The sequence below is a fragment of the Anaerohalosphaera lusitana genome (genome assembly GCF_002007645.1).
Classification (GTDB): Bacteria; Planctomycetota; Phycisphaerae; order Sedimentisphaerales; family Anaerohalosphaeraceae; genus Anaerohalosphaera; species Anaerohalosphaera lusitana.
On sequence record NZ_CP019791.1, the window covers coordinates 1,185,764 to 1,205,166 of the forward strand.

The 19,403-nt window shown below is 49.1% G+C and carries 16 protein-coding genes; 6 read left to right on the plus strand and 10 right to left on the minus strand.

All coding sequences use genetic code 11. From position 1 onward, the window contains the following. Positions 1-14 precede the first annotated feature (14 nt). The 5 genes from STSP2_RS05010 to STSP2_RS05030 all read right to left on the minus strand — a co-directional run bounded on the left by STSP2_RS05010 (position 15) and on the right by STSP2_RS05030 (position 4,278). On the minus strand, positions 15-1,793 hold the full coding sequence (locus tag STSP2_RS05010; protein WP_205848005.1) for a GTP-binding protein: 1,779 nt from the start codon (positions 1,791-1,793) through the stop codon (positions 15-17). Between the two features lie 100 nt (positions 1,794-1,893). After that, entirely contained in the window at positions 1,894-2,775 is an 882-nt protein-coding gene (gene cysD, locus STSP2_RS05015; protein WP_146660423.1) for a sulfate adenylyltransferase subunit CysD, read from the minus strand. 32 nt (positions 2,776-2,807) lie between these two features. Then, positions 2,808-3,530 carry a phosphoadenylyl-sulfate reductase gene (locus STSP2_RS05020; protein ID WP_146660425.1) on the minus strand — a complete coding sequence of 241 codons (723 nt, stop codon included), beginning with the start codon at positions 3,528-3,530 and terminating at the stop codon, positions 2,808-2,810. Positions 3,531-3,540: 10 nt separating this feature from the next. Continuing rightward, complete coding sequence (locus STSP2_RS05025) at positions 3,541-3,765, minus strand: DUF2061 domain-containing protein (RefSeq protein ID WP_146660427.1); 225 nt, start codon at positions 3,763-3,765, stop codon at positions 3,541-3,543. A gap of 57 nt (positions 3,766-3,822) precedes the next feature. Beyond that, entirely contained in the window at positions 3,823-4,278 is a 456-nt protein-coding gene (locus tag STSP2_RS05030) for an RrF2 family transcriptional regulator (RefSeq protein WP_146660429.1), read from the minus strand. 255 nt (positions 4,279-4,533) lie between these two features. Between STSP2_RS05030 and STSP2_RS05035 the strand changes: the two genes are divergently transcribed. Together STSP2_RS05035 and STSP2_RS05040 are read left to right on the plus strand one after the other, a co-directional pair. Further along, a complete protein-coding gene (locus STSP2_RS05035; RefSeq protein WP_146660431.1) occupies positions 4,534-5,115 on the plus strand; it encodes a sigma-70 family RNA polymerase sigma factor in 582 nt (193 codons plus the stop codon). Beyond that, positions 5,087-5,833, plus strand: coding sequence for an anti-sigma factor family protein (locus STSP2_RS05040; RefSeq protein ID WP_146660433.1), 747 nt, complete (start codon positions 5,087-5,089; stop codon positions 5,831-5,833). The genes STSP2_RS05035 and STSP2_RS05040 overlap by 29 nt, the downstream gene beginning before the upstream one ends. Before the next feature lie 22 nt (positions 5,834-5,855). Here the strand turns inward: STSP2_RS05040 and STSP2_RS05045 are convergent, their stop codons facing one another. The 4 genes from STSP2_RS05045 to STSP2_RS05060 are packed head-to-tail and all read right to left on the minus strand — an operon-like array spanning position 5,856 to position 12,262. Beyond that, a complete protein-coding gene (locus tag STSP2_RS05045) occupies positions 5,856-6,533 on the minus strand; it encodes a potassium channel family protein (RefSeq protein ID WP_146660435.1) in 678 nt (225 codons plus the stop codon). A 12-nt stretch (positions 6,534-6,545) separates the two neighbouring features. After that, complete coding sequence (locus tag STSP2_RS05050) at positions 6,546-9,584, minus strand: efflux RND transporter permease subunit (protein ID WP_146660437.1); 3,039 nt, start codon at positions 9,582-9,584, stop codon at positions 6,546-6,548. Next, entirely contained in the window at positions 9,581-10,696 is a 1,116-nt protein-coding gene (locus STSP2_RS05055) for an efflux RND transporter periplasmic adaptor subunit (protein WP_146660439.1), read from the minus strand. The genes STSP2_RS05050 and STSP2_RS05055 overlap by 4 nt, the downstream gene beginning before the upstream one ends. A gap of 24 nt (positions 10,697-10,720) precedes the next feature. Further along, positions 10,721-12,262, minus strand: coding sequence for an efflux transporter outer membrane subunit (locus tag STSP2_RS05060; protein ID WP_146660441.1), 1,542 nt, complete (start codon positions 12,260-12,262; stop codon positions 10,721-10,723). A gap of 1,006 nt (positions 12,263-13,268) precedes the next feature. On the opposite strand from STSP2_RS05060, the gene STSP2_RS05065 reads away from it, so the two are divergent. Beyond that, the gene (locus tag STSP2_RS05065) at positions 13,269-14,666 is read left to right on the plus strand and encodes a hypothetical protein (RefSeq protein WP_146660443.1); all 1,398 of its coding nucleotides are present in this window, start codon (positions 13,269-13,271) and stop codon (positions 14,664-14,666) included. A gap of 455 nt (positions 14,667-15,121) precedes the next feature. Here STSP2_RS05065 and STSP2_RS05070 read toward each other — a convergent pair whose 3' ends face one another. After that, positions 15,122-15,808, minus strand: a complete 687-nt coding sequence (locus STSP2_RS05070; RefSeq protein ID WP_146660445.1) for a hypothetical protein — start codon at positions 15,806-15,808, stop codon at positions 15,122-15,124. A 371-nt stretch (positions 15,809-16,179) separates the two neighbouring features. Here STSP2_RS05070 and STSP2_RS05075 point away from each other — a divergent pair, with 371 nt between their 5' ends. The 3 genes from STSP2_RS05075 to STSP2_RS05085 are packed head-to-tail and all read left to right on the plus strand — an operon-like array spanning position 16,180 to position 19,261. Then, complete coding sequence (locus tag STSP2_RS05075; protein WP_169853006.1) at positions 16,180-17,190, plus strand: helix-turn-helix domain-containing protein; 1,011 nt, start codon at positions 16,180-16,182, stop codon at positions 17,188-17,190. 29 nt (positions 17,191-17,219) lie between these two features. Then, complete coding sequence (locus STSP2_RS05080; RefSeq protein ID WP_146660449.1) at positions 17,220-17,969, plus strand: class I SAM-dependent methyltransferase; 750 nt, start codon at positions 17,220-17,222, stop codon at positions 17,967-17,969. Between the two features lie 8 nt (positions 17,970-17,977). Continuing rightward, on the plus strand, positions 17,978-19,261 hold the full coding sequence (locus tag STSP2_RS05085; RefSeq protein WP_146660450.1) for an MFS transporter: 1,284 nt from the start codon (positions 17,978-17,980) through the stop codon (positions 19,259-19,261). The last annotated feature ends 142 nt before the right edge of the window (positions 19,262-19,403 follow it).

A 19,403-nucleotide genomic window follows, 5' to 3' on the forward strand; every position in this document is an offset into this window, starting at 1 on the left:
TCTAATTGTAATAATCAAAGATAGTATTCGATCAGGTATTTGTGTTCTGTCAGGTATTCACGAATAGTGTTGATCACTTCGTTGTGTTTGCTCGCATCGGGAACATGCAGGTCGGACTTTTCAGTATTGAGCCGGTGTTCGCCTATGGTGACCACCACGCAGTCATTCGGTGAATTCAGTTTTTTGATCGCATTGACCTCATAATCATCGATATCGCTCGCTGTTGCAATAAGTATTAGTCCTGCGTCATTGAAAAGATGCGATATTTCGCCAAGTCTTCGGATATGTTCGTCTTTGCTGCCGGCGTTCAGGTCCGAATCGATACCAAGCATTGTGTTTGCGATGCCGAGGTAGTATACCATTCTGCCCGAGTCGAACAGACTTGCTTCAAGCTGCTTTGCCAGCTTACTCTTGCCTGCGTCTGCGGGTCCGGTGATCAGTACCAGCGCGGACCTCTGGTTGTACCTGGCGGTTCGTCTGTCCTTTGCGATATCTGATCGCTGCCAAGCGTTGTCGCGATGTTCGACATGTTCGGTAAGCCTGTCCTTGCCCTCGGGTTCGTTTTCAAGAACGATCCCGCCGCCGGATATCTCGTAATTGTCGATGATCACGAACCGGCCGGTCTCGGCGATCTCGGTCGCTATGTCGAATGCCAGCGGCTTGATCGTCTCCAGCACGCATTCAGCGACATCCAGCCGTTCGATCTGCTCACGCTTATCGCTAGCGGAAAGACTTGAAGCGTCCAGCACGGTGTTCACCTCTCTCAGCCAGACAGACTCGCGTGCCCCGGCGAGCTTGATCTTATAACGCTTGTCCTTGATCATGGGGTGTCTGCCAAGCCAGAAGATGTTCGCCTTAAAGCGAGTTCCGGTCCGGCAGGGCGGGTCGGATTCTTTCACCATAACCTCACCCGGACGAATGTATATCTGATTTTCGAGTGTAAAGCCTGTGGACTGGCCGGTGTAAGCCCGCGTTGGCTTATCGGATACATTGAAGGCTTCTACGGATGCGATCCTGCTTTTTTTGCCGCTGGGCAGGAACATGACGTCTTCGCCGGTCTTTACTTCGCCGGTCTCGATTCGGCCGGCTACGATACGCCGGTCGTCACCCTCTTTCGTGAACCGATAAATGTCCTGCACGGGGAAACGCAGCGGTTTATCTATTTTTTTAGCGGGCTGTTCGAAACTGTCGAATACTTCAAGCACGTCCGGGCCCTTGTACCAGGACATGTTTTCTGAAAAACTGGTTATGCCCTCGCCGTCGCGTGCACTGGCAGGCACGAATACGCGAGGATGCAGATTGATCTTTTCGAGGAACTCGCGATATTCGGTGACGATGGATTCGTACACGGCCTGATCGTAGTCGACCAGGTCCATTTTATTAACACACACTGCGATCGAATTGATGCCCAGCATCGACAGCAGATAGCCGTGCCTGCGGCTGTTTTCCTGCACGCCTTCTTTGGCGTCTATCACCAGCAGACCGGCCTGGGCGCGAGCTGCACCGGTGACCATGTTCTTGACGAACTCTACGTGGCCCGGCGCGTCGATGATGATGTAGTCACGTTTCCGGGAGCTGAAGAAGCAGCGGGCGGAATCGATTGTGATGCCCTGCGACTGTTCGTCTTTCAGTGCGTCCAGCAGGAACGCATATTCGAAAGGCTTTGAATTTATGCGGCAGTTTTCACGCACCTGTTCCAGCTTGCCTTCCGGCAGCGATCCTGTGTCCGCCAGCAACCTGCCGATAACCGTACTCTTGCCGTGATCCACGTGGCCGATAACTACTACGTTCATTTGATCACGTTCAACCGATCTATCTGTTTGTGTTAAAGTCTGATACATTATCCTGATTCCCATAGAAAAATCACTGCGTATGTTCGATTATCTAGCCGGACTACATATACCCGTCACGTCTAAGTGACTCGAGGCTGTTGCCGTCTTCCTTGTCCTGTTCTCGCCCGGACCGCTCAGCGATATTGGCGAACTTGCCGCTGGTGAGCTCCTCGACAATTTCGTGCACATTGCTCGCGGTCGATTCGACGGGCTTTGTGCAGGGGCCGCAACCGAGCGACCTGTATCGTGTGCCGTCTCCCTGATCGAAGTACAGATCAATGATCGGGATGTTCTCGCGTTCGATGTACTGCCAGATGTTCAGCTCGGTCCAGTCCAGCAGAGGGTGCACCCGGACATGCGTACCTGGTGCGAAATCGGTCTTGAACTGATTCCATAGCTCGGGCGGCTGATCGCCGACATCCCAGTCGTTCTCTTTGTCACGCGGACTGAAGTATCGCTCCTTGCTCCGCGAGCCTTCCTCGTCTGAACGCACACCGGCGATCACACCGGTATAGGGTTTTGAATCTTTTTCCTGCACGTACTTGCCGGTTTCGTGATCGAGCACCCACCGCGGCCAACTGCCTTCGAGGGTGTTCTTCAGTGCCATGCTCTTGAGTTTGCGGCAGCAGTCCATCCGGCTAACTCCGCCGTCCGGGAATGTCTGTCGTTTCTTGACAGCTTCTGTGTTCTGACCGACGACCATGTTCAGGTTCCACCGCATCGCCAGTTCGTCACGGTACTCGATCATTGCCGGTATCTTGAAACTGGTATCGATGTGCACCAGCGGGATCGGTACGTGGCCGAAGAACGCTTTGCGGGCAAGCCACAGAAGCACGGTGCTGTCCTTGCCGATCGACCACAGCATTGCCAGGTCCTTGAATTCTCTATATGCTTCACGCAATATAAATACGCTCTGAGCTTCGAGTCTTTCCAGATGATCCATTTTAGCTTTCCTTTTATGTCTGTATCGTTTAGCTACACCTTTTCGGTCTCGGTTTTCTTCGGGCCCAGGTGCAGTCCGCATTCTTTATGTTCAGGATTTTCCCACCACCATCTGCCCGCACGAATGTCCTCTCCGGGTTTTATCGCGCGAGTACACGGTGCACAGCCGATGCTTTCATATCCCATATCGTGCAGCTTATTGTACGGTACATCATTCTGCCGGACGTAGTCCCAGACCATTTCGGTCGACCAACCCGCCAGTGGGCTGATCTTGACAAGGCCGTTGCCCGCGTCCCATTCGACGGTCTGCAGATCTGTACGCGTAGGTGATTGTTCGGCACGCAGGCCGCAAATCCAGGCGTCCAACCGGGCGAGTTTTCGCTTCAGTGGTTCGACCTTGCGTATCGCACAGCAGGCCTTGCGTTTTTCGACGCTGTCGTAAAAACTGTTCGGTCCGTTCTTGCTGACGAATTCGCTGAGCTTGTCTCCGTCGGGAGCGAGCACCTCGATATCGATGCCGTACCTTCTTCGGGTTGCATCGATGACTTTGTATGTTTCTTCGGGAAGCCGTCCCGTGTCCAAAGTAAATATTTCGATCGCGAGACCGGCTTTGGCAATCTTTTCTGTTATGATCTGATCCTCCGCGCTGAAACTGGAAGCGAGTGCGATCCTGCCGTCAAACATTTTGCCCGCAACTGCAAGCAGTTCATCCGCGTCGTGTATATTCTGCAGCTTTTCGATCAGTTCATTTGTCATTTTTTGCTCCTCATACATGTTCGGAACCAGCTCTGCTAAATCTGCCAAAGTCGATTTTGGTCCACAGTCGTTCGTGATAATAGTAGATCGCGAATTTGATTACCGTGTCAGCCACACCGATACTTGCAGCTTTGTCGACTTCACCGATCAGAAATAATGCAACTGAAAACGTTATCATCGTGGCCAATACTCTCCAGCTCAACGATTTGAATATGCTTCTCCAATGACTTTCCATTCTTACCTCAGCATTCCCATGTTTTTAGTAGGGTATATTTGTAAAAAAACTATCAAGCTATATCACATAATTTCCGACGTATTCGCTTCGCCTTTTTTCTTCATTTCGCACAAGATCGCCAAGGCTGGTGCCTTCGAAGACGTTCGCGACCGCATCGTGCGCCTCTCGCCAGAGGTCCGAAAACGCCGCCTGACCGGGGACATCTTTATCAGGGCCAACCTCAACAGCCGCTCCGCCCTGCATGAACTGCAGGACCTCACCGACGGAGATGTCGTTCGCATTGCGGGCCAGCAAATAACCTCCGCCGCTGCCTCTGCGAGACTCGACAAAGCCGCCCTGACGCAACTGAGCAAGAATTACCTCCAGAAACCGCACCGGCAGTTTCTGAGACTCCGCTATGGACCTGACCTTCACAGGTCCGGCCTTGGCTCGGGCAGCCAACTCATAGAGTGACCTTAGTGCATACTCAGACTTTTTGGGAAGTCTGCCAAAATTTTCAAGCTCAAATGCCATTCAATCCTCATCAAACCAATCAACTTACTGATATTTAACAGTTTTGCCTTAGCGTGTCCAGAGATTTCTAGAAAAAGACAAAAAATTCCGTACGAACAAAGCCGGATATTCCTGGTAGTGTTTCCGTGAGGCCCGGCACAAAAGCTGACAAATATTCCTGTATCGACCTCAACTTGCGAGAATGCTATCTTTTAGTATATTGCTGGAACCTTTCAGCCGGCTTGAGAGTTTATAATAGTGCACAGAGTGATTCTTATGAAAAACAGGGACAGCTTCCAGAAAACTGCATTGATTCACCTGACCCAGGTATACCGGGCCGCTTTTGCGCTGTCGGGTTCGCATGACCTTGCAGAGGATTTGACCCAGACAACTTTTGCAAAGGCTTATCAGAGGTACAGGACGTTCAAGAAGGGTTCTAATTGCAAGGCCTGGTTAATGACTATTCTTCGAAATACCTGGATTGACGAATTAAGGCGCAAGAAGCTGGAGACGTGCTCTTTGGATGCAGGGGAGTATGAATTGCCGCATCCTGTCGAGAAAGAAGAAACATCGTGGACGGATTCCGATGATCTGCTGGAAAATTTCGGCGACGAACAGATAATTTCAGCCCTGGGGCAGCTTCCGGATGACCAGAGGCTCACGATCTACCTCACCGATGTAGAGGAGATGAGTCATGAAGAAGTCGCACAAATTCTGGATGTTGCGGTCGGAACGGTTAAGAGCCGGACCAGCCGGGCAAGATCGGCACTCAGGAATCTGCTGCAGGATTATTCACGAACAGAGAAAAGTAACTTTGCGGAGGCTGAGAATGAGCCACCTGAACAAAGAGCAATTTGAAGACATTATTGCGGGCAAAACAAAGCCCGACAGTCATCTGGAGAACTGCCCTCGCTGCCGCAGTCGTCTCAGTGACCATGTGCGAATCAAGGACGGCCTAAAAGCGGCGTTTGACAACGTCGAGCCCCCCGCAGAGCTCTCGCGCAGACTCAGAATGAGTTTTCCGGACACGGTCAAACACAAGTTTGCAACCGCTAAAACCGCCGGCAGTGCCCTGGCAGTCGCTGCGTCTCTGCTGCTTGTCGTTATACTTTTTGCCAATTCTATGGCGCCTTCCACCGTCCAGGCATCACCGGAGGATCTGTCCAGAATTCATGATATGAATATTACCGGACATGACAAATTTTACTCCCAGTCGGATCCGGCCAAACTTTCGGCCTATTTCCGTACCGAGCTGGGGTTCAATCCTCATCTGCCCAGGCCGGATATGGGTCTGGAATTGCGAGGCTGCTGTGTGTCCCATTTTGGCGAATCCGTCAAGGGAAGCTATGTAGTGGATACTCCGCAGGGCTATATAAGCGTTGTAGTTGTGAACGATACCCCCCGGGATATGGTTATGCACAAGATTCCGTCATCTGGCGGACAGACAGTTTGGTGCAGCAAATTTGCCGGCAACAGAATGGCTGCTGTGCAGCTCGGCGAGTACACTTATTGCGCTGTTGGGCAGGCGGACTACGAAGTTCTTGGAGAGCTTCTGGATAACCTGACCAGCGATTAAGCGTCAAATTTGCATTTCTTTTCTACTTCGATGACTTGCGTTTCATCTCGTAGGCAGTATGCAGTGCAACCAGCCGCGCGATGAATATGGCGATGAAGAGCTGGCCGGCGACGGCTTCGCACTGGGCGAGTACCATTACGCCGCGGCTGGCGGGGACGATGTCTCCATAGCCAAGCGTCGTAATAGTTACAAAACTAAAGTAGAAAAAAGATATATCTCCGGAATACGAAATGGCTTCAGGAGAGCTCTTCAGTGAGAGATCGTAGAATATGGCCCATAATATGCCTATGAGCAGGTAGATGCATATGCCTCCAACGATCATGTCGGAAGTGAACCTTTTTGTAGTGAACATGTGGTGCATGAGTACTACTATCGTCAATGCAAGGAAACAGCAATCGACTATTCTGCTGCCGAAGTAGAGTATGTTTGTGATGCGTGTGCTTTCAGGCATCAAAGCCAGGTATTGCAGGGCTCCCGCGGCGACCGCGAGTATGACCGATATCCAGAACAAGATGGGATTATCCACCGCAGCCCTTATGCACACGATAACTGCCGCAAGCAGCAAGAGCGTCAGCAATTTCATCGGGGGCATTATCCGCCCCTGTTCAATGAACGGTGACAATGTCATAACTACAATAAGTATGACCAGCAGATGGTTATATCGGTTTGAAGCAATGTTTTTAAGGCTGTAGATTGCCATCTCATTGTCCGTCTAATGCGCTCTGATTTTGTAAAAGCATGCGTACAGCACGGGCACCACGATAAGCGTCAGGACTGTCGCGAACGCCAGGCCGAACATGATAGTCACTGCCATGGCTACAAAAAAAGCGTCAGTTAGAAGCGGGATCATACCGAGCACCGTTGTCAATGCTGCCATCGATACTGGTCTGACGCGACTGACGCCAGCATCCAAAATGGCATTGAAGTGGTTTTCTTGTTGCTGCTGCTGCAGCCCGATCTCATCGACCAGCACTATAGAGTTTTTGATCAGCATGCCTGAAAGGCTTAAAAAACCGAGAAGTGCCATAAATCCAAATGGCTGATTCGTTGTCAGCAGGCCGACGGTTACTCCGATCACAGCGAGCGGGACCGTCAGAAAGATCACCAGGGGCTTGCGGAAAGAATTGAATAGTAGTATGACGACAACGATCATCAAAATGGCTGTCAACGGCAGCTTTCCCATAAGAGCAGCCTGTGCGTCGCCCGAGTCCTCATATTCGCCTCCCCATTGAAGTTCGTAGCCGATCGGCAGGGGGATGGCCTCGATTTTAGGCCTGATTTTTTCGAAGACCGGGCTTGCGGGACCTTCGCGTGGATCACATTTGACAGTCAATGTCGGTACCCTGTTACGTCGTCTAACGATGGTATTTTCCCAGCTTGTTCTGAAATCCAGCACTACCTGGTTCAGCGGTATGTATTGTTTTGCGACAGGGCTGTATATCTGGGCGTATCGCAGGTCCTCGATATCTTCTCTTTCGCTTTGCGGAGATCGTGCGATGATCGGCAGCAGGTCATCGCCTTCGCGATAGACCCCCATCGTGGTCCCGTCGCTGGCGACCTCCAGGGCATTGGTAATCTCGCGACGGGTTATACCGGCATTCCTTGCCTGTACTTCTGCGGTTACCGGCCTGAGCAAGGGGACCGGTTGCCGCCAGTCTATCTGAATGTCAGTCACTTTCGGATCTTTGCGGAGAAGCGTGACCGCCTGTTGCGCCAGATCTCTAAGCACGCCGGGATCCGGGCCGCGGAATCGGGCCTGTATTTTTGAAGGATCGCCTGGGCCGAGCACGAAGCGTCTGCAGAAGGTAAGTGCACCAGGAAAAGACTCTCTGGCATGCTCGTTGACCTGTTCGATCAATCCGTCGATCTTCTTGTAATCGTCAACCTCAACCAGCAGCAATCCGTATGAATCGTTCGCTTCTTCCGGCGTGTAAGTCAGCAGAAATCTCGGAGCTCCCTGGCCTGTGATGGAGCAAGCATCGGTTACGCCATCCAGGTCCATAACATATTTTTCCAGAGCGGTGAGGTCCTTGCCCGTCTCCTTAATATCGGTACCTTGGATTCGCCAGTAATGAACAAGAAATTGGGGACGGGTAGAATCAGGGAAGAAGCTCTTATCTATGAATTTGGAGCCATATATTGCTATGAAAAGCAGGGCGAGCATTATAATCACCGTAAGCCATTTACGTTTTACCGCGAAGCTCAGAGAACTCCTGTAGGATCGGAATAATTTGCCTGCGTACGGATCTGCTTGTTCTCCGCCAGCTTTGACCTTGATGAATTTGACTCCAAGAAAGGGCGTAATAGTAATTGCAAGAAGCCAGCTCAGGCCCAGCGAATAAAGAATGACCTGGAATAGAGATCTGCAGTATTCGCCCGTCGAATCCTGCGAGACACCTATAGCTGCAAATGCAAGGATTGCAACGATGGTCGCCCCGAAAAGAGGCCACATTGTCTGGCCTACGGTTTTCGAAGCCGCATCGACAGGCCGGTCGCCTTTTTGCATATTTACTATAATGCCTTCGACCACCACTATAGCATTGTCGACGAGCATGCCCAGTGCAATGATCAAGGCTCCAAGGCTTATGCGTTCGAGCATGACGCCGTTCATGTACATAAGAATGAATGTACCAAGTACGGTCAGCACCAGTATCAGGCCAATGAGCACGCCGCTGCGAAGTCCCATTGCAACCATGAGCACGCCGATCACTATCGCAACCGCTTCGACGAGACTTATGACGAACCCGCTTATCGACACGTTTACCGAGTCTGCCTGATGAGCTATTTTGCCGATCTCCATCCCGATCGGTGTTTGCACCTGCAAATTTCTGAGACGCAGATCCAGCGCCTCGCCCATTTCGACGACGTTTCCGCCTTCGACTGTGGAAATGCCAAGACCTATTGCCTGATGTCCGTTAAAATGCATGATTACATCAGGCGGTTCCTGGTAGCCCCGGTATATTTTTGCGATGTCTTTGAGATATAGCTTGGTTTCGGAAGCATCTTCCTGCAGAACAAGCAACTCGCCGATATCCTCAACCGAATCGAACTCGCCCGTCGGTTGAATGTTTATATACTTACTGCCCACATTGATTTTGCCGGAAGGCGATACAAGGTTCTGACCGGAAAGCGATGCATAAATGGTCTGCGGTGATATGCCAAGCTGAGCCAGTCGAGCCCGTGAAATCTCGACGTAGACCACCTCCGGCCTTATGCCGAAAAGCAGTACATCGCCAACCCCCTCTACAGTCAGTATCTCCCGACGGAGCATTTCAACATAGTCCTTGAGCTCAGCGTAGGTGAATCCGTCGCCATAGACGGCGTAGAATATGCCGTAAACATCTCCGAAGTCGTCATATACAATTGATGGTTTCGTGCCAGGCGGCAGGTTCCTCTGAGCATCATTGACCTTGCGTCTGAGTTCATCCCAGACTTGCGGCAGGGTGTGTCTGTCATACTTGTCCTTTATTTCAACGTCAACACTCGAAAAGCCCGGCGTCGAAAGACTTGTCACCAGTTCGAGCTGGCCCATCTGCTGAACGGCTGTTTCTATCTCATCCGTGACCTCCTCAGCAACCTGCATAGCGGTCGCACCGGGATAACTCGTATATATCTTTGCGTTTTTTATTGTGAACTCAGGGTCCTCGAGTCTGCCGAGCTTGCTGTAGCTGAACAACCCGCCCGCGATTATAAGTACCGTGAATGTGATACTTATGGCCTGCTTTTCGATGGAAAAACTGGCGACGTTCATTCTTGGCCTCCCTGTTTGCCCATCAGTCTTACAGTTTGCCCGTCCTCGATCAGATGCACTCCCGCGGTTACGATTTTTTGCCCGGCCTCGAGTCCTCTCTGGATTATCACGCTGTCTTCAACCATGTCGCCGGCCTGCACCGTTGTTTGTTTGCAGGAGAACAGATCTTCTTTATACGGCTCCAGACTCCAGGTATAATACTTTCCCTCTTCTGAGATGACCATTGCTTCAATTGGAACCAGAAAAGCCTGAGCCTTATCAGCCTTCTTTTCAGGCGGAAATTCCATTACTGTTGCGGTCATGCCCGGCAGGATCATGATATCTTCTGGATTGGGCATTGTGAAGCGTGCTTCGTAAGTCTGCGTCAGCGGGTCGGCCTCTGTGGAAAACTCCTTTAGTGTGACATCAAAACGGCGTCCAGGGGCATATTCAAAAGTAGCAGCATATCTTATGTCCTGACCTTCCTTTGCGACAATTACTCGCTCTTCTGTAACGTTGATAAGTATCTCGACCTCGGAAATGTCCTGCAGGCTCAGTATAGGTTCTTTTGCTTTGACGTTCTGAAAGTTCTCTACGAACGTATCTGCTACTATTCCATCGAATTTTGCGACCAGAATAGTGTCGTCCAGAGCTTTCTCAGCGGTTTTGAGGTTCGCCTTTGCCACATCGAAGGCTGCCTGGGCGTTGGTGAGTTCTGTTCGGGATACTGCTCCTGTTTTTACTGCTTTTTCGATGCGTTCGAGATAAGTCTTGCTTTTGTCATATTCGGCCTGTGCGGATTCGACTGAGTTTAAATAATCGCGCGGATCCAGACGGGCCAGAAACTGGCCTTCTTCAACACGGTCGCCGCTTTTAACAGGAAATTTGATGATAGGCCCGTCCACCTGAAATGCCAGCTCAACCTCTATGCTGGCCTTGACCCTGCCGGGGTATTTTCTGCGCCAGGCAACGAACGGTTCCTGGACCACAGTGTATTTTACAGGGCGTATCAGCTCGGGAGGCTCTTCATGGCCGCGTCTTTTTGATATGAAAGCTACAGCCAGGATGCCGCCAATCAACAGAATGCTGCCCAGCAGAATGCCAAGTCTTTTAGAGCTCAGTATCTTTTTCATTTCTGCAGGCTCCTAAAGGTATTTTTAGTCTGCACCGTCTGCGGTTATTGCTTGCGAGTCCTGAGCTTTCTGCACATCTTTATCCCACCATCCGCCCAATGCTTTGTAAATGCGTGCCGAATTTATAGCGACTTGACCACTGCTTTGGGCCAACTGGTCCTGCTGTTCAAAAAGAGTTCGCTGCATGTCCAGCACATTCTGGAAATCCGTCAGACCATTGCGGTAAAGTTCGCTGACCAGTTCAACTGATCTTCGGGCAGCGGTTACACTTCGTTGAAGCGCGTCACTTCGCTCCCGTTCCTGTACGTAAGCAACCATCGCATTTTCGACATCTTCCAATGCCAGCAGCAGGGTCTGCTCATATCCGACCAAGGCCTGATCTGCCTGGCTTTTCTGTATGTCTATGTTATTTCTGATGCGGTTGCCGTCAAAGATGTTCCACACAAACGCAGGACCGAATCCATATGTCCGGCTGCCCCAGTTATCCAGCGTGGACAGATCAAGTGACTGGAAAGCGAAGAAGCCGTCGAGGGAGAACTGTGGATACAATTCGGAAGTCGCTATGCCTATCTCGGCAACCTGCCGGGCAAGTTCGCGTTCGGCACTGCGAATGTCCGGACGATGTCTGATCAGCTCGACCGGAAGGCCGACCAGGATGTCATCCGGCAAAGCAGGAAGCTCGGTTCGATCTGTAAGAAGCTTGTCTATCTGTCCCGGGTTCTTACCAAGCAGCACCGCAAGGCGGTTTAACGCTGCGGTTTCAAGGATGCGAAGAGTCGGCAGTATGGACTCGGTGTTAGCAAGATTCAGCTCAGCTTGCTCGACGTCGAGTTCGGGTGCTATTTCAGCATCAAAGCGATTTTTTGTGAGTTCCCTCATCTCCTTTTGAAGGATGATGTTCTGCTCAGCAAAGTTTATTCTCTTCCGGGTCGCTAGGAGTTCGAAGTAGTTGAATGCGACATCGGCAGTGAGTATGACCAGCACGTCATGAAAATCTTCGATGGTTGCCTCATATGCAGCTCTGGAAGCTTCCACCGACCGCCTGATATCACCGAATACGTCGATTTCCCAGCTCGCATCGAAACCCAGATTATGGATGTTGTACTGATCACCTGATGTTCCGGCCGCTTCGATCGCGGTAATGTTTTCGCTGTTCCTGAACCTTGTATAATAGCCCGAGGCATTGATGTCCGGGTAGTAACGTCCCATGGTTGCTGCCAGTGCTGATCGCGCCTCTGCAATACGCACAAAGGCCTGCTGCACATCGAGGTTCTTCGATCTTGCTGTTTCCACAAGTTCGATAAGTGTAGGATCGCTATATCTCTGCCACCACCCGGCCACATCGAGTTCATCGGCATTCAGCCCCCGTTGAAGTTCAGCCTGCCATTTGTCCGGCACCAACAGCCCGGGATGGCTGTAATCTGGCCCCACAGTGCATCCTTGTCCCAGAAGGATGGTAAGAACAAGAATAATCAACCTTATACCGATTGAATTCATTAATGCACGACTGGTCATCATATTCAGGCCTCTCTTTGTGCTTCTTTGACACACTTGTGTATGATACATTTTTACAGCGACCTGACCAGTCAGGGTGGTTCATGAATTTGTCATAAAGTTTTGAATAAATGATGGTTAGCTTAGAGGGCGTAAAAATGTTCATAAATCGGCCACAGAAGTTCTGGAAAGATCAGTGGTTCTAAAGCTCTTGGTCAAATAGAAGAAAGGCTGCAATGAAACGAGCTCGCTCTATGGATTCAGGTGGTCTTCCTCCGCTGTGGGGCTTGCCTATTGCCCATGCCGAATTAAATACCCGACAAGTCTGGATATGGGCGAAATGCGGGTGCGAAAAAATACCTCTGTTAATCAAATTGGCCGAAATACAGGTGTGAGCATGTCCGGTAAATGTTCTGATTACAAAGCAGGGGTGGTTCGTAAGTGCTTGCCCAACAATAGCTTGTAAACGCAAAAAGCCCGCCGGAGTCTTCCAGCGGGCCTTTGCTCTATCCGTTAACTGAACAGGCCAATTTTTCCGAGCCTGATTGTTTTTGGCTCCGCACAGAATTAATTATTTGGAAAAGAGAGCTGAGTTAACTAATTCGGCCGGCCCATGATAACTGAAGGGGCCGGATTCGGAAGACCAATTGGCTGTGATGGTCGAAAAAAATGCAACTCTTACTTTTATATGCCTGTGGCTGTTAACCAGGTTTCAAACCAGTCGTTCTCTATCATGGAATGTGCCTTTGGCTCCTAATATTGTCTTCGGGAATCGGTCAGCTTCAGTCGCATGTAGTCGCATTGATTCTCGGGTTCCCGGAGAATACGGTTTCACTCCACTCAGTAGTCCGGTGACTTGTGCAAATTAATAAGGTGTTCTGAACCATCTTGTTCGACAAGCCTGTAGTTAGTATTGTGAAATAACGCGGCATGTAGCCTTTTAGGCCTTCTAGTGTCGCAACATTGCATTTTTCAGGCGATATTTACTGGCAAAATACTTCCACAAATTATATAATTACTAACGATCAATGTAGACGCAGCCGGAAACATATATCTGAATGTGTTAGCGCCTGCTGCTATGTACGTCGTACCGACGGTTCAAATCGGTATTTGCTCCTTAGAAGTTTTTTGCCGAACATATTTACCCCGTTATTTAGATTTACTAACTATGCGCCAGATCAGACGAGTTCTTAAAGATCGCGTGGATTTTCGCGACAACAGAGCTATATTCAGAGGGAGTGTAGGGCCTCGCGTTCAGCGTTACTTCCAGTTTTTTGTCAATGACATTAACCGGAGAGGTTACGATTTAATTGAACTGGATTTTAGTCGCGCCACCAAGGCTTATCCGAACTCGATGGTCCCAATCATAGCAACAGTTCAACGCTTGATTCATTTAGGCGTAACCGTACATTGCAACCTGCCATCCAATGCCAATCTTCGCACGCTTTTTTTACGAGCCAACTGGGCATACTTTTTGGATCCGGAGAGATTTCGGCCATCTGATGTCACGCATGACAGACACTTATCAACGAGACTGTTTCGGGACAGCGGTGAGCAGCAACGGGTTGTCAATGAATTGATCGATATCTTGATGCGTACACTAGAAGTCAAGCGATCTTTTTTTTCTGGTCTCGAATGGGCAATTAATGAAATTACAGACAACGTTCTAACTCACTCGCAGGCTGATGTCGGTGGATTCATTCAACTTACGACGTACAAGGATACCAAGCGGCTGGCCTTCTGTGTCGCAGATCCTGGGCAGGGAATTTTAAATTCTCTTCGCGAAGCTGAACCTACGCTTCGTGGTGATGCTGATGCTATTGCCGATGCAGTACGTGCTGGCGTTACACGTAACAAAGACGTTGGTCAAGGAAACGGTTTGAGCGGCACCATGAAGATAGCTATGATAGCAAACGGGAGATTTTTGGTTGCGTCTGGCAGAGCATGGATTGCATGGCAAGGGGGACAACCTGATACTCTTAGCATGGCACCAGGCCAAGCTTATCAAGGGACCTATGTAGATGTGCAGTTACCTCTTGGCGAAGGCATTGATTTGGCAGAAGCCTTGTCATTTGGTAGCGGTGCCAAAGCTACTCTTCCAGCTGATATTATTGAAATAAAGTATCTCTCCGATGATGCTAGAAAGCTCAAAATTAAGATGGGCGAAGAGACTTCTGGGTTTGGGTCACGCCATGCTGGAAAGCAGATTAGAACTAAGGCCAAGAATCTACTCCGATCGGAACCATCATGTCTTCTGGAAATTGATTGGGACGGAATTCAGATGGTCTCCAGCAGCTATGCAGATGAATTTATTGGCAAGCTCTTCGTAGACTTACAGCCGATTCGTTTCATGAATCGTGTCCGACAAGTTAACATAATACCGGTGGTAGAGCAACTCATTAACAAGGCGATAATGCAGCGGGTCGGACAAGTAGCCACCGAAATAGAAGGGCAACAAGGGGGCAATGGCCCATAGGTGACGAAGCAATGACACTATTAGGCATAGGCGGTCCTTGCATCTATAAACGGGTGCTTGCCGCCACTGTGTCTGCTGATGTTGAGTTATAGCGGAAAACACAAGAGCTCTGCTATTACAAGCGGACTTTGGGGACTACCTGTAATGTGTTCGCCCATCAGTGGAGAATGCACTTTGCTGCCAATTGCATTAGTTGATTCGCTTACAGGAACTGAACTCGCCTTTGCTGTTTTCAGGATGTACTAGTAATTGTTGATCAGTCGCCTTGCTCGATCATAACACGAACATTATTCCTCCTCGAGTAGGACTCGAATCTACAAGCCTGGCGGCTAATAAACCCGAGTCCCATTCGCTATACTTTTTAAAAGCTAGTACATTAGTTTTGTGGCACATCTTGACCTGTTGCAAATAATTTAACTCGCGGTTATGTACCATATCTTGCTAGCTATGTGCTTTCAGTTTCTACCATAAGGCTCGAGTGAAAGCTTGCCGCTTTTCCAATTGCCGCAGACGCGATGTACTCGGAAAAAAGGTACTACATTTCGCCTCGCGATAATCTGTTTGCCCATTTGCTTCGCCCCTGAGATCGACAAACTTAGGTTTGGGTCCGCGATATTGAACCCAAGTTGCGTAATTGGAATATTTGTTCTTACAGAAGCCATACCGCCACTGGAACTGCCGACGAGAAGTGAAAATGCTGAGGCGACGAATACCTCTGTGACAACCACCCATTTTTTGTTCCATTTTAGACTTCCATTATTTATGCCTTTTACTATCTGCTGCTCAAGTGAGTCAATGTCTAAGGCTTTCGATTCGGTGCCAATAGCTTGGGCCGCAACAGCGTATTTTTTTCTGAAAAGAAAATCTGCTGTGCCAAATTTCTCTTCAGTCACGCGAAATTGCGTTTCCACACCGCCATATGATGTGTACAGCTCGTCACAAATTGGAAATTTGTCGTCCCGAGGTTCCTCAGAAATAAATAAGTTAAGTCGGTCCAATGATGTCTTCCAATTAAAGAATGCGCGTCGATTATCGAAAAAACCAACTTTCCCCAACTTAACCGTTTCCGAAACATCCAAATTAGGGAATCTAGCAAATTCCCTACGCATTTTCCGGAAAATAATCTTATTTACATGTGGCATTTTGGGTCTCCTTATAAAATATGACAGACTGTTTAGCTGTATATCGAACCAGTAAGGACTGGCGACTACCTGTTTGCCAAATTGCCGCTAACGCTGACATTGCCACTTGCTACCAATCGCATTGAACCTCGCCTTCTTATGCCACTGTCTTCGGGGGCTGACAGCCGATAAGTCCATGCTGACTGGGATATGCATATTATATCTGTATATGCGTATTTGACAAGAATAAAAGCAGTACATGCTGAATATATGTGTTTTTTCTGGATTTATATGCGGCCTTAAGCGGGAGATAGCACTAGACAGTCAAGGCTGATGCGAGTATAATGTGCATTATTCTGACGTTGGTATTGATATTCTGATGGATGCGAACTATGTCAAGACAAGACAATTACAATACACTGGGGCAGGCGGTTAAAGAATATCGAGGTGCGATGACGCAGGGTGACCTTGCCAGACGCATGACAGAAGATGCCGAGCAACGCCATTATCCTACAAGGCCTGATGGGAAGGCCGACACAGTGAGTCAGTCCTGGATATCAAGACTTGAGGATGGCAAGCTGAAGCGTGATGTTAGCGAAGACCGTCGACGGTGGATCGCTCGTGTTCTTGGAGCCGATGAGGATTTGTTCCTCAGACTTCCGATTGCCAAGCAGCGAGCTGGAGATGAACATGCTAGGACTGCGGGCCAAACAAGCTACGTTATTGATTTTGCTAAAAAACTTCTGAGTAATCTAGAACCTGGGAGCGACGTTTGGTTCGACAGCCCTCTTCAGGAAGAACCGCTGTCGGCACGGAAACCAGAAGCCCTTTGGTGTCATACCCAGATTATTACTGAAGGAAAATCGCGAGTTTTTGTTTTCTCCAGCGAACGCGAGCGAAAATCTGTGCTTAAGATGCCCCTATTATTAGCCATGGTTCTTGGTAAGCTGGAAAATGATGAGGATGTCGAGACAGACGAGATCATCGCCGGTAATGGGCCATTTGACGACTCTTTGGAAATATGCCGCGAGGTGGTGACCTCATTTCAGCGATGGCGATCAGACCCAATCACACTATCGGGACAGCTTTTTTCATTTTTACAGGAAAGGCTGGTTCTCTACCATCGTACACGCTTCAGCGATGTGCCAGAACGCCCAAATCCTCTTACATTGATAGTCGTACGATCAGACGCTTCACCAACGCGTCGCGATTCAGTTCCGACCAGTCTTGCCATTCTTGCTTATGGCTTAGGTTGGGCCGACTACTATGATAAATCAGAGGAGTGGGTTAGCTACTTTGAGCGGGCGATTGAGGATGGTGCATTTACTCCAGTCACATATTCGAAGGCCGATATTGCTGAATTAGCCGAGAACAAGAGAATTCCATTGACAATAACTGAATAACATAACTGGATTTAAAAGGGTTTAAATTCATGAAGATACATCGTGAAACTGATTGCCAACTTTCTCCTGAGCAGTATGCTCATCTCCGCGCCACCAGCCCCGGGCTTTGTAGACGCATACTCGAACGGCTGCAGTTACCAGCTGGAGGCATTCTTTGCGATGTTGGTTGTGGTCCAGGCCTTCACACAGTCGTGCTTGCAGAAATGTATCGTGGCAGCGTTATTGGCATTGATAAGGATGCCGCACGCATATTACATGCTAAAGCAGGACTCTCTTCTTGCACTTGGAAAGTGGCAGACTCGGTTGATTTACCTCTAGCCTCTAAGTCGATTGATGGGTTAACTGTTATGTTTGCTTTTCATAGATTTTCACAACCGCACAAGGCTCTGTATGAGTTTGCCCGCGTTCTTCGCTCCGGTTCAAGGCTGGCAATCGTTACACTTTCACATCAACAACTGAAGTCTCGCCCTGAGCTTAATGGCTTTCCAGAGGCTCTGCTGGCGGAACTAGCCCGATTCCCAAGAATTAACCAGATTGAAACGATCTTAATGGACGTGGGATATAGCGACATTCAAACCGAGCAGTATAAAGAAGTGGTTTCATATTCGGGCTATAGCTTCTTGGAGTGGGTTCGAATGCGCCCTTACTCATCGCACCGCTTCATGCCCAAACGTAGATTTTGCGAATGTATGAAGCGATTGTCTGACCAGTTTTCGACATTGCCTCAAGTTGAAATCGCAAATGAAGCTACCATCATCACCGCCGAGCATGCGGGTTAGGAGGCATTATGTCAGGAAAGGCTTGTAAATCTATCTGGAACCCTCAAGTCGTGGCATGGGTTCTCTACGATTTCTCAAATTCGGCATACATTTTATTAGTACCGGCCGTGGCATTCGCAGTGTACTACAGGCAGGTCGTAGCAGGTGGACACGCCGGTGCAGATCTCCAGTGGTCTTTTCTAGTGTCTTTGTCGCTTGCGATTGCTGGCTTTCTCGCTCCATTCATCGGCAGCCTAGCGGATGTTGGTGGATTACGTCACAGACTTTTTACTTTATGCACGGTAATTTGCTGTCTGTTAACAGGTCTCCTCTGGTTTATAACGGACGGTATGGTCGTAGTTGGTGGAATACTATTTATTGTAGCGAATGTGACTTACGCCATAGCTATTTCGCTCTATGACTCTTACCTTAGATCAATAGTAGATAATTCTCGGTCGGCTAGGCTATCTTCTATCGGATGGGGGGTGGGTTACTTGGGAGGCATCCTTTGTTTTATCCTCTGCTACCCCTTGCTGAAGGGAGGGCTGGCCACAGATAACCTGGTCCAGTATCGAACTAGTTTTACGATTACAGCAGGATTTTACCTTGTGTTTTCAATTCCGGCATTCATCATGTTGCGTGGTATTGTTCCAAGGGAGAATAGTAGAAGCCAATTCAGCCCCTCAATTGTTATGAAAGCGTATGCTGAAGTCATAAAAACCGTTCGCCAATGGCGTGCCCATAAGGAGATATTTAAGTTCCTGTTGGCTTTCTACTTCATAAGCGATGCAATTGTCACAGTTATTTACTTTACCGCGATATTCCTTCAGACTAATTTCGGCATGCCAGTTACTGAAATACTGATACTGACGCTTATTGTACAGTTGATAGGCATACCATGTACGATAATTGCCGGGGTCCTTGGAGACCGAATTGGGAAGAAAATTGTTGTACTCGCGACTTTAGTGGTTTGGGTCGGTGTGGTTCTTTTAATGGTCTTTGGCAGGCATCCTGTTGTTCCGTACTTGATGGCTGGTACAATGGGACTTGTGCTCGGTTCTACGCAGGCAGTTTTGCGGAGTATGTTTTCTGACATGCTAACTGAGAATCATGCCGCGGAGTTTTTCGGCTTTAATGCGTTGGCAGGCAAGGTCTCGTCAGTTTTAGGTCCGCTCACATTCGGTCTTATAGCAACAGCCACTGGTAGTCAGCGGTTGGGACTAGCCTCTCTGCTTCTATTCTTTGGTACAGGAGCAGTCATTTTGACAACTGTGAAGCCAAGTAGGTCTGCCAAGCATGTTAGCAAGTGGTAAAACAAAAAAAATGTTGTAAGGAATGTGGATTAAAAAGCATTATGCAAAGAGGAGGTACAGCCAAGTAGGCTATTAAATCGTTTTGAAAGCCCATCAGGCAAATTGTTCGCACCATAATGTCAATTATGGGACCAAGGCAGCT